Source organism: Psychromonas ingrahamii 37, assembly GCF_000015285.1.
Classification (GTDB): domain Bacteria; phylum Pseudomonadota; class Gammaproteobacteria; order Enterobacterales; family Psychromonadaceae; genus Psychromonas; species Psychromonas ingrahamii.
The window spans coordinates 1,800,222-1,812,484 of record NC_008709.1 but is presented as its reverse complement, the minus strand read 5'-3'; the positions used below and the strand labels follow the sequence as shown (position 1 = coordinate 1,812,484).

The following is a 12,263-nucleotide window of genomic DNA, read 5'->3' as shown; positions in this document are numbered from 1 at the left end:
TATCCCCGGAAATATTTATTTATTTTTCTTATCAACAAATAAATTTTAAAAAGCGTAGTAAACTATACTGGGGATTGGAGTTTTTTTTTCAAGGTAATAAATGAAAAAAGAGAGCACAAGGCTCTCTTTCTTAATAATTATTGGTTTAATTGGTTATTTATCAGACGATGCTAATCGTTCTTGCTCTTCCGAATAAATCAGTAGAGGTTTTGCCTTACCAGCAATGACATTTTCATCAATAACAACTTTACTGACATTTTTTACCGAGGGTAAGTCATACATAGTATCTAACAATACCTCTTCAACAATTGAACGCAGCCCACGTGCACCAGTTTTCCGGCCCATCGCTTTTTGTGCCATTGCGATTAATGCATTTTCTCTAAACTCAAGCTCGACATTTTCTAATCCAAATAACGCAGCATATTGTTTCGTGATTGCATTTTTCGGTGCCGTTAATATTTCAACTAATGCGTGTTCATCTAATTCCGTTAATGTTGCAACAACAGGTAACCGCCCTATAAACTCAGGAATCAGACCGTATTTAATTAAATCCTGAGGCAACACTTTTTGAAAAGTTTCACTGATCGTCGCTTTTGAATCTTTATCTCTTACGGTTGCACCAAAACCAATGCCCGTGCCCGTATCAACACGTTGTTCAATGACGCTATCTAAACCTGAGAATGCACCGCCACAAATAAACAGTATCTTGGAAGTATCTACTTGGATAAACTCTTGATTTGGATGTTTCCGGCCACCCTGAGGGGGAATAGAAGCAACTGTACCTTCAATCAGTTTTAATAACGCCTGTTGTACACCTTCACCTGAAACATCACGTGTAATAGACGGATTTTCTGATTTACGGGTTATCTTATCAATTTCATCGATGTAGATAATACCGTGTTGCGCTTTTTCTGCATCATAATCACATTTTTGTAACAGCTTCTGAATAATGTTTTCAACATCTTCACCCACATAACCCGCTTCAGTAAGTGTGGTTGCATCGGCCATCGCAAAGGGGACATCTAATAACCGCGCCATGGTTTCTGCCAGCAGTGTTTTACCACTGCCCGTTGGACCAATCAGAAGAATATTACTTTTACTGAGCTCAACACCATCAGAAATAGCACCATGCTTTAAACGCTTATAATGGTTATATACCGCAACTGACAAGACTTTTTTTGCTGTGTCTTGACCAATAACATAATCGTCCAGATTGTCACGAATTTCATGTGGTGTTGGTAATTTTTTATCGCTCGTTGTCGATTCACTTGCACTGTTTATTTCTGCAATTTCTTCTTTGATAATATCATCACAAAGATCAACACATTCATTACAAATATAAACAGAAGGACCGGCAATCAGTTTTTTTACTTCGTGCTGACTTTTTCCACAAAAAGAACAATAAAGTAAACTATCATTTTTATTTGGCATTTTTTTTCCTTTACTTATTTTCTATGCGTTAACACTGAATCAACAATGCCGTATTCTACTGCTTCACTTGCGCGCATAAAATTATCACGATCTGTATCTTGCGCAATTATTTCAATGTCTTTACCCGTATGAAAAGCTAATAATTCATTCATACGATGTTTGGTGGCAAGTATCTCTTTAGCATGAATTTCAAAATCAGAAGCTTGACCTTGGAATCCGCCTAGTGGTTGATGAATCATCACTTTTGCATTAGGCAGGCAATGACGCTTACCCGGTGCACCGCTGGCGAGTAAAAAGGCGCCCATACTCGCAGCCATCCCCATACAAACAGTACTCACATCCGGTTTTATAAACTGCATCGTATCGTATATTGCCATGCCGGCGCTGATCGATCCACCCGGTGAATTAATATAAATAAAGATGTCTTTTTCCGGGCTTTCTGATTCTAAAAATAATAACTGTGCAGCAATAACATTCGCTACATGATCTTCAACAGGGCCGGTCAAAAAGATAACACGCTCTTTTAATAAACGTGAATAAATATCATAAGAACGCTCTCCTTTTGCTGTTTGTTCCACAACCATAGGAATAAGCGCGTTACTAATTGGATCGGTATTTCCAGCAAATGGATTTGACATGTTCAACTTCTACCCTAATAAATTAAATAAAATTGCTAATACTGAATGTAAAATGGCCCGAGTGAAATCACTCGAGCCATTGAAAGCTAATACCCAAACGCCTGAAAAATCAAAAAAGTTTCATCTCTGCGCTGTACACTGGGTATAAAATTGAATAATAAGTTTCTATTAAGCAACTACTTTGTTCATAACTTCGTCGAACGATTTGTTTACTTCCGTTACTTTAGCTTTTTCGATGATAAAATCAACTGCTTGCTCTTCTAATGCAACATTTTCCATGTTCTGCATCATTTCTTTGTTATTTTTGTAGTATGCAATGACTTCTGCAGGATTATCATAAGCTGATGCGGCAGATTCAATTAATGCAGCCACTTTTTCTTGATCAACGGTTAATTCATTAACGTTGATCACTTCGCCTAACAGAAAACCGACTTTAACGCGTTTTTCAGCTTGTTCTTTGAACAATTCAGCAGGTAACTCAGGTAAGTTTTCTGGATCCATTTCTTTAGCGTAGCGTTCCATCGCCTGCTTACGTAAAACAACAATTTCGTCTTCAACTAACGCTTTAGGTATTTCAATTTCATTGTTTTCAACAAGTGCGTTTAATACTTTATCTTTAGCGCTATTTTTAAGTGCCTGACTGAGTTCACGCACCATATTTTGTTTTATATCATGCTTTAATGTTTCTAACTCGCCGTTTTCAACACCAAATTTTTGTACAAATTCAGGCGTAATTTCTGGCAGAATTTGTTCTTCAACTTTAGTCAGTTTAATAGCAAACTGTACCGCTTTACCTTTAAGTTGTTCTGCATGATAATCTTCTGGAAAGTTTACATCGATAGTAAACTCACTGCCAGCCGCATGGCCAACAATACCCGCTTCAAAACCCGGAATCATTTTACCACTGCCCAATACAATATCGAATCCTTCGGCTTTTCCGCCTTCGAATACTTCACCATCAATAGAGCCTTCAAAATCAAGTGTTACCTGGTCATCATTTGCAGCTTCACGTTCAACCGCATTCCATTCTGCATGTTGCTTACGCAGCGTCTCAATCATTTTATCCAGATCAGCATCAGTGACTTCTGCAGAATCTTTCTCAATAGATAACGCTTCTAATGGGCTTAGTGTTACTTCCGGGTAAACTTCAAATGTTGCCGTAAAAGTAAAGTCTTGACCTTTTTCACGCGCTTGAGGTTCAAAATTAGGGCGTGCTGCCAAATTAAGTTTTTCAGCCATAACCGCTTCAGAAAAGTTGCGCTGCATCAATTCACCAGCCACTTCTTGGAAAATACCCGCGCCGAAACGTTTAGTGACAACAGAAGTGGGTACTTTACCTGGGCGGAAACCATCAACACGTTGTGTTTTAGCTAAATGATGAACGCGGCTATTATACTCTTTATCAAATGCTTCAGCAGCAATAGTGACAGTAAGCTTGCGCTCTAGACCTTGTGTTGATTCAACAGAAACTTGCATTTTATTTCCTTTATCTTTTTGACGTTAATAAATTAAGTTAGCTAGTTCAGCCCACCTTCAGTGATGAGTTAAACTTCTAAGGAATTATCGTTTTTAAACAACAACATATATTAAAATAACACCTCAGTAAATTATTGAGTTTAATTTCGATGATGAAATTTAAGACCCACCATTATAGACATTGTTTATGCTTTAGTCGAGTCTTACGAAAAATGAAAAATGGTAAGCAGAATATAATTTATAAAATTACCAATCGGCAAGATACAAAAATAGATATTTTACAATTGCTTCAATTAAATCACACTGCTCAAATAGGCGACAATATTTTTATCTTTAGTTAGCATCAATAATGGTCGTAAAACATAAATCAAATCTAAAGTAATTACAACTAATAGAGGATATAGGGGTGCGAACATGAGAAATCAACCCGTTATACCAAATCCACTCTTTTTATATTCAGTTATGCGGGTTAAAATCGTCTGAAGATACTCGATTATGACTGCAACAGGAAGCCCTGAATGCCGGAGAAAATGATTTGAGCGCCAATGGCAGAAACAAATAACCCGGTAATTTTGGGTATAATTTCCAAACCTTGCTCGCCAATTAAATCCTGCAATTTGTTTGAAAGTAATAAAACCCCAGCGAGTGAAATAACGGCGGCAAGTAATGACAAAATAACCAGCGTTATCCCCAGCACACCGGACATCTCAGCACCGATAACCATTAAAACACCAATCAGACCAGGCCCGATGGCACTTGGAATAGCAAGCGGCACAATGGCAAAATCACTGCCTTTTTTCATGGTGTTTTCAGGTACTTCTCCACCCTTAATCATCTCTAAGGCACTTAAAAAGAGAACTGTCCCTGCACCAATTTTAAAAGCATCTAAGGTAATACCAAACAAGCTAAAAATATATTTACCAAATAATAAAAAAATTAAACCCGCAACAGCAACGGCAATTGAGGATCTTAAAATAACCACTTTTTTCGCAGGATTGCTAAGCTTTTTACTTAAACTCAAGAAAATAGACAACACAAAAAAAGGTGTCATCATAAAAAACATCTTTAAATAAAGGGTAAAAAACGTTTCCAACATTGCAGGCTCACTCTAGTTTTTAAAAACGCAATGCTAACACAATCATTAATATATTCGGGTAAAAAAACGCTTAAATAAATCAATCAATCAAAAAAATCGAATGTGGCCAAATGCTGAATAATAACCCCCAAGAGAGACGCTTAGATTACCCCTTATGGCCTATTTTGATATAGCACGAAAAAACCTAATCCTATAAAAACAAACGCTAAGCCGCAGATTGCCAGCAGGTTTATTTGTACAGAATTAAGTAATATCAAACCGGCTATCATAGCAAATACCACTTCACTCGCTTGAGTGGCATCAACCCCTGCTAATTCACTGGCTTTGGTCGCTTTAGTACGGGCATAAATAAAGATACTGGTAGCTATCACACCGGAAAATAAAGCCACCAGCGCGGTATTTAATATCTGACTCTTCTCCGGCAAACCAGGCTGCACAAATAAACCCAGAACGATCCACATAGGTATGGAACCTAATGACATTAATAACACTTTATTAAAGGCTTTATCTAACAGTGGAGAATGAATTTTTGGTAACTTTTTATGCTGTCCCTGACGTACTTCCCAGACCAGTTGATTACCCAAAGGGTAACAAAAAGCCGCTAATAACACCGGCAAAGCACCAAATAAAAGCTGATTAATGCTGACCTCCGTGGCCTGAGATAAATTAATCAATAAAACGCCGAAAAAAATCATGGTGGAAAATAACCAGACACGAGACGGAAACCGTCTGCCAAACAACATTAAGACCAATAAACTGGCAACAATAGTAAATTGCCAGGTAGCGGCGATAATCCAACCGGGGGAATAATCTGCACTAAAACAGATTAACGCATAAAAAGCCCCGAATCCGATACTGCCGGTGACAATCCAAAAGACAGCATGCTGTAAAAAAAGCTGCAACAGTTGTTTTAACTGTTTAATCCCATCACTTAATAAAGCAATGATCAGCAAAAAAATAACCATAAACAGATAGCGTAATGATGCAGACCAAAACCAGTGCCCCCCCTGCTCACTCATTATTTCATTTAACACAAAGGTAGCACTGAAAAACAAACCAGATAACAAACCTAAATTGATTAATTTTAACATTAAAGAATATTCCCAAAGTGGTCGAATGATAAGTATTATAAGGTTTATTGGCAAATATCAGCGTTAAGTGCATTTGTGAGGTTGATTAAATCCGTTGGATTTAATGCTATCTCCAGCCCTCTTTTCCCCGCACTCACATAAAGGCACTGCAATGCTAATGCACTATTATCTAAGACAGTTTTTAAACGTTTTTTCTGCCCCAAGGGACTCACTCCACCAAGTACATAACCCGTTGAACGAAGCACTGCTTGTTTATCTGCCAAGACCACTTTTTTAGCAGTGCAGACTTTAGCCACTTTTTTCAAGTTGAGCATTTTGGTTACGGGTAAAATGCACACTAGCAGATTTTCATTATCAACATTGACCACTAATGTTTTAAAAACCAGCTGTCCATCAATCCCCATTTTCTGGGCGGCTTCCAATCCATAGGCATCACAGTTTTTATCGTGCTGGTATTGATGAATTTTAAATTTCATTTTGTGTTTATTAAGGAGATCAACGGCTGGTGTCATCTTTCTTTCTACCTTATAAAGCAATTTTTTTTGCTGCTGTTTAGACGCGTTTTAGCGCAGTACCTATAACTAAGTAATTCTCATTTTATTAATCAATGCATTGACTAATAAAATGAGAATTACTGTGGTTTGATAAGCAACTCATTCCACCTTGTAAGCCGGGGTTTTCATTAAGCTAATCCCAGCTGCCACTTTATTCTTTTATTTTCTGTTTAACTTTTTCTGCAAGGGTTACGGATGGGCTTTTTAAACGCTCAACTAAACGGCTAAAACGTTTTGTTTTATGGCGCATCGCACTGGCCATTAAGGATAAATCGGCAAACAGCGTCAACTGTTTTTTTGCGCGGGTAATAGCGGTATAAATGAGTTCTCGGCTGACCACAGAGACGTGATTTTCAGGTAATGCTAATACAGTGTGCTCAAACTCAGATCCCTGGCTTTTATGTACCGTCATGGCAAAAACAGTTTCATGGTTGGGCAAACGACTTGGCTGAAAATCGGCAATAGACGCATCGGGCATTTGGAAATAAACACGTAACTGTAAAGATTCATCTAATAAACACAGGCCAATATCACCATTATATAAACCTAAATGATAATTGTTTTGGGTTATCATAACCGGACGACCGACATACCAATAAACATAGGCATGTTGCGGATCCTTGTGCACTTGCCCGGTCGTTAACAGGCCTGCTTTTTCTAATACCGTTTCGCAGAGTTTATTTAAACACTTGACTCCCCACTCCCCTTCGCGCGTCGCACATAATATTTTAAATTGGTTAAACTGCTTTAATAGTTGCCCCGCAAGGTTTCGATTGTCTACGGTAATAGTCGACAGGTTTTGTAAATAGGGACGATAACCTTCCAAGACCAGAGCTGCCAACTCTTTTTTACCCAACTCAGTATTCGGATAGTGCTGCAAATCATTATAATCATCACATAACGCCATCACCTTTTTGCTGTTTGCGCGGCCGCTATTAATCGCCTTGGCTAAATAGCCAATCCCCGAGTATTGGTCAAAACGGTAACTTTTACGCAGCAAACATAAATTATCAGCCATATTAGGTGACCGAGGGGCGGTCTTGGTTAACGAGGTATAACCCGTTAAATCTGCCAACAGCTGCGCTTTTTTAGCACTGTATCCCGATTCAATAAAATGGCAAATATCCCCTAAAACAGCTCCCGCTTCAACCGATGCCAGCTGGTCTTTATCACCTAATAATATCAGGCGGGCATGATCCGGTAGCGCCATTAATAATTTTGCCATCAGCGGCAAATCGACCATCGAAGCTTCATCCACCACCAGCAGATCGACATTTAATTTTTCATCCTGGTTAAAACGAAAGTGATTACTGTTGGCTTTTACCCCCAACAAGCGGTGAATGGTCGTCGCCACCTTGGGCATTTTGTCTTTAATGCCCGGCTCAATGTTTAATTCCACTAAGGCATGGGTAATAGATTCTGTTAAACGCGCAGCAGCTTTTCCCGTTGGAGCAACCAATTTAATCAACAGTGTTGGTTGAAATTTCAGCAGCAAGGCGAGCAGTTTAGTAACAGTCGTAGTTTTACCCGTGCCGGGCCCTCCTGAGATAACACATCGCGCAGTAGTCAAGGCTAATGCAGCACTGACCTTTTGCCAGTTACAGCGTTTATTTTCCGGAATCAAGGATCCTAAGGGTTGTAAATCCTGCGCATTTTCGGCCTGACTAAATAACTGTTCAACTCCTACCCAGTCAACTGTCGATCCAGGGAGAAGATCAATATATTTTTCACATAATAAAGGCAGGGGTTGTCTTGGATCGCGGCACCAATCCTGCCATAAATAGGTATAATTGGTGGCAAATAAAACATCGAGTTCCACCTTGATATCAGAACCCAAGGACAACTTAGGTTGATCCAATAATTTATCAGCGATAAGCTGCTCAAACAGGGCGTAACGGGTAAGATACAAGGCATTAAACTGTAAACACAGGGGGGCATTATCACCCACACAGATTGAACTACTTAATAACGCATGTGCCTCAAAATTATTCTGCAATAAACATTCCATATCATGTTCCCGGCAAAACCCCTGCAAATCAAGTTCACTTAACGAACATTTATCATTTAAACGGATAATGATTTCTTCAACGGGTAAACAGATATGCCCAAGACCCAGATATTCACTGCAGAAGGCAGCACTTAACTGGGTTAATTTATCCGCCCCCATTTCCGCCATAAAGGCTGCAAAATGGTAATCAATTGAACGTAATAGCCCCTGCTCTTTCCATTGTTTTAGTTGTGTTAACATATCGGCTCCACTGTTGATTTAGCACTGTTTTTTTGCCCTGAAAACAGTTTATCAAGCCCGTCTATCAGACTAAAACTGGGTTTAACAAAATAAACGCCGTATTCCTGTTCGCCCTGCATACCCCGTAAAAAGGTATAAAAAACCCCGCCAATATGGGTTTCATAATCGTAATCTGCTAAACGAGATTTAAGCAGACGATGCAGCGCCAGAGTATAAAGCTGGTATTGAAAATCGTAGCGGTGTTCAATCAAGGCCTGCTCCATACTAGTTTGATTATAATCCTGCAAACAGTCACCAAGATGATTAGATTTATAATCAAGCACGTAATATTGTCCATTTTTTTCGAATGTTAAATCGATAAAACCTTTTAAAAACCCCTGTACTGTCCGAAACTGCAACTCCCCCGCACGCGCAGATAATGGATCATATTTTTTTAATAGGTTATTGACCTCATTTGCCTGCAGTTCCTGCATGGGAATAAAAAACTGCATTTCAATTTTTTTCTGCTGGGCAGACAAATCACCTAATTTAATATCAGCGCCGGCAGCTAAGTCATGACCTAGAATCTGCTCTATCCAAGCGGTTAATACTGGAGCCCACAATTCCGGATCCGGATAATGGCGTAATAAGAGTTGCTCAAATAACAGTTCATTGAGCGTTTCAGTTTCCATATTTTCAAGGTTAGTTAACTCAAATAATTCATGTAGAAAGGTGCCGTGCTTAGCCCCTCGGGGAAAACTAAAGGGTGTTTTTTCGGGACTGGTTAAAATAGCGGGTGACACTTCAGTCTGTTCATTGCTGATATTATCTATAGGCATAACGGTAGGTGTCACTGAAGCTACCTGAGTATTAGTCTGTGTATGAAAGCGTGACAATGATGAATAACTGCTGATCCACCAATTCCTTTCAACCTGTTTTCCGAGCACCAAGGGGGCTTGTAAAGGTTGATCGCTTTGTCTGGCCTGATAGTGCGTTTCATCCAACAATGGCGTTGGGCGGATGCTTATATTCAGACTATTGTCAGCCATTTTTTGTAACTGTTTATTTAATTGTTCGGTATCACCGGCTAACAGACCCTTACCCGCCTGTAAGCAGATATAACCCAGCGCGCTTTTACACAGCGGACTATTTTTCTCGCGCCCTTTTTTGTAATTGCCAATACCAATGTAACAACGGTAAACACTGCGCGTCAGACCGACATACAATAAGCGCAAATCTTCCGCCAGCTGCTCTTTTTCAGCGAGGGCAGCATTATTCTTGGTATTTTGCAGATCAAAAATAAGCGCATTATTCTGGTCAGGATCATGATATAAACAGGCTTGAGGTTTTTGATATAACCCCGTAAAAGGCATAAACACAATATCGTATTGTAGCCCTTTTGCTTTATGTAACGTACTCACCTGAACCAGATCTTTTTCACTTTCTAAACGTTGTTTTTGCTCACTTTCACCGCTATTTCCTTGTTTTATCTGCTCACCGAACCAGCGTAACAAAGCAAACTCACCATCATGGTCAACACTGTTTTTTTGTAATAACTCCGCTAAATGTAATACGTCTGTTAATAAACGTTCGCCCTGAGTATCTTTAAGTAAATAAGCGCTTATTGCCTGTTGATGAAATAATTTATGTAACATTGCCAAAATACCCACACTGCGCCATTGTCTGCGGTACTCTATAAATTGCCCTATTTTCTCTTCCCATAAGCGGGTATTCAATAAAATTTGATGCACTTGATAAGGTGTTTGACAGAACAGTTTACAGGCGATCGCTGCGCGTAATAAACGCTCATTTTCAGGGTTTAAACAAGCCTGTAAAATACGCAATAGGTCCTTTGCATGGGATGTTGCATAGACACTCTCTTTGAGTGACAAATAAACACTGTTAATATTTTCATTAAATAAAGCGTTACGAATCAACTGTGCTTCTTTTCCAGTGCGCACTAGGACTGCGATATGGTTTGCCCTAATAATACTTCTTTTACCCTTTTTATCTTCCAGATAAGCCTTATCCTGCTGGGCTAATAACAGTATTTTTTTGATTTCATTGATACAGGCATGGGTTATTGAATCTTTGAAACCTTGACTATTTTCTCCGCCAACGGGGTGAATAAACTGTAATGCGCTTTGGGCAGGATCGTCTTTATTCTCCACCACTAATTTTTTACGTCGCTTATCGGGTGCCTGCACCGCACTAAAGGGGATATCATCATTATAAATAAAGGGTGCGGGACAAAATTCAAAAAAGGTATTACTAGCATCAATCATTTCGGGCGTGGAACGATAGTTATAATCCAAGCTGTAATGCGCACTGACATTCTGGCGCGCTTTCATATAGGTAAAAATATCAGCGCCACGAAAGCTGTAAATCGCCTGCTTGGGATCGCCAATCATAAATAAACCCAGACTTTTATCAAGCGGTTCGGAATCTTCGCCTTCAAGGGACTGATAAATAGTGGTAAAAATACGGTATTGAACCGGATCGGTATCTTGAAATTCATCGATCAGAGCAATCGGATATGCCGTCCTAATATTCAAGGCAAGACTCTTTTCATTGCCGTTTTGCAGTGCCGCATCCAAGCGTGTTAACAAGTCATCAAAACCCAATAACATCTGTTTATTTTTATTTGATTGCAGATGTGCTTGCACCCAATGGGTGGCTTTTACCAAAATAGTATTTTCTAATGAGAGGTCCAATGCTAACAGCGCTTCAATCTCACTAAAGACCGGATGTGTTGGGATCTCACCCTTGGGTGTTTTTTCATCTAATGTTTTTTGTGAAAATTTAACCAGGCTTTTAGGTAAACTTAAACTGGCGCTGGAGGTTAACGCCCATTGAGAGACCTCTTTCAACCAGTTAGGGATATTTTTCTTGCTATAGCTGCGTTTAGAAACCGCGGAATGGGTAATAATATCAGCATAATCCGACTGATCATTAAGCCAGTTTATTTTAAGGGTTTCAATGAATGATATACTGCGCTCATACTTAGCTTTAAAATCAAAATCATTAATTTTCGGTAAAAAATGCAGATCGCTGCGTGATAAAAACGGCCGTAAATTTTTCTGCAGCTGCCCGGGATTCTCCCAATAACTAAAAATAAGTTCGGTCAGAGGTGTGGATAAACCATAGAAAAAAGTGCGCCAGAAATCATTGCAGGCTAACTGTAATAACTGAGCATCGTCCTCTAATAAATTTTGTTCGAATAAACTGCCCGACTCAAAGGCATTTTGCATCAGCATTCGCTGGCAGAAACCATGAATAGTAAAGATAGCAGCTTCATCCATTTGCAGTTCAGCAAAACGTAATAAACGAATAGCAACCTGATGATCGACTACTTCCTTAAGCAAACTTTGGGTAAAAGGATTATCACTCTCACCTTGAATAAAATCTAAACGTACATCTTGAATACGCTCTCTAATACGGTTACGTAGCTCGGCTGTTGCAGCTTCGGTAAAAGTGACCACTAAAATTTGGTCAACGGTCAAAGGACCTTGATGCGCAGCCTGTTCACCGTGACCGAGTAACAGGCGAATAAACAAACTGGCAATGGTATAGGTTTTACCTGTGCCTGCAGAGGCTTCAATTAAACGTTGCCCGTACAGAGGAAAAGTTAATGCATTAAGCGGTTGGACGACAAGTTCTGTTTTAGTGGTATTCATTTTATTTAATTTATCCATTATTCGCCGCCATCCGATTCTGAATATTCAATAGAGCTTATATTGGATAAACTAT

8 protein-coding genes are annotated in these 12,263 nt (G+C 39.3%); all 8 read right to left on the bottom strand.

Annotation, left to right across the window (positions count from 1 at the left end):
* Positions 1-153: 153 nt before the first annotated feature.
* Positions 154-1,431, bottom strand: coding sequence for an ATP-dependent protease ATP-binding subunit ClpX (gene clpX, locus PING_RS07725; protein ID WP_011769843.1), 1,278 nt, complete (start codon positions 1,429-1,431; stop codon positions 154-156).
* Between the two features lie 14 nt (positions 1,432-1,445).
* Entirely contained in the window at positions 1,446-2,069 is a 624-nt protein-coding gene (clpP, locus tag PING_RS07720; RefSeq protein WP_011769842.1) for an ATP-dependent Clp endopeptidase proteolytic subunit ClpP, read from the bottom strand.
* A gap of 168 nt (positions 2,070-2,237) precedes the next feature.
* Positions 2,238-3,545 (bottom strand): trigger factor, encoded by a 1,308-nt coding sequence (gene tig / locus PING_RS07715; RefSeq protein WP_011769841.1) that lies wholly within the window; start codon positions 3,543-3,545, stop codon positions 2,238-2,240.
* A gap of 493 nt (positions 3,546-4,038) precedes the next feature.
* Entirely contained in the window at positions 4,039-4,641 is a 603-nt protein-coding gene (locus tag PING_RS07710) for a MarC family protein (RefSeq protein WP_011769840.1), read from the bottom strand.
* A 152-nt stretch (positions 4,642-4,793) separates the two neighbouring features.
* Positions 4,794-5,732 carry a DMT family transporter gene (locus PING_RS07705; protein ID WP_011769839.1) on the bottom strand — a complete coding sequence of 313 codons (939 nt, stop codon included), beginning with the start codon at positions 5,730-5,732 and terminating at the stop codon, positions 4,794-4,796.
* Between the two features lie 44 nt (positions 5,733-5,776).
* Positions 5,777-6,244: a Cys-tRNA(Pro) deacylase gene (ybaK, locus tag PING_RS07700; RefSeq protein ID WP_011769838.1), complete on the bottom strand. Its 468-nt coding sequence runs from the start codon at positions 6,242-6,244 to the stop codon at positions 5,777-5,779.
* Positions 6,245-6,437: 193 nt separating this feature from the next.
* Positions 6,438-8,534 carry an exodeoxyribonuclease V subunit alpha gene (recD, locus tag PING_RS07695; protein ID WP_011769837.1) on the bottom strand — a complete coding sequence of 699 codons (2,097 nt, stop codon included), beginning with the start codon at positions 8,532-8,534 and terminating at the stop codon, positions 6,438-6,440.
* Complete coding sequence (recB, locus tag PING_RS07690) at positions 8,528-12,208, bottom strand: exodeoxyribonuclease V subunit beta (protein WP_011769836.1); 3,681 nt, start codon at positions 12,206-12,208, stop codon at positions 8,528-8,530. The genes recD and recB overlap by 7 nt, the downstream gene beginning before the upstream one ends.
* Positions 12,209-12,263 lie beyond the last annotated feature (55 nt).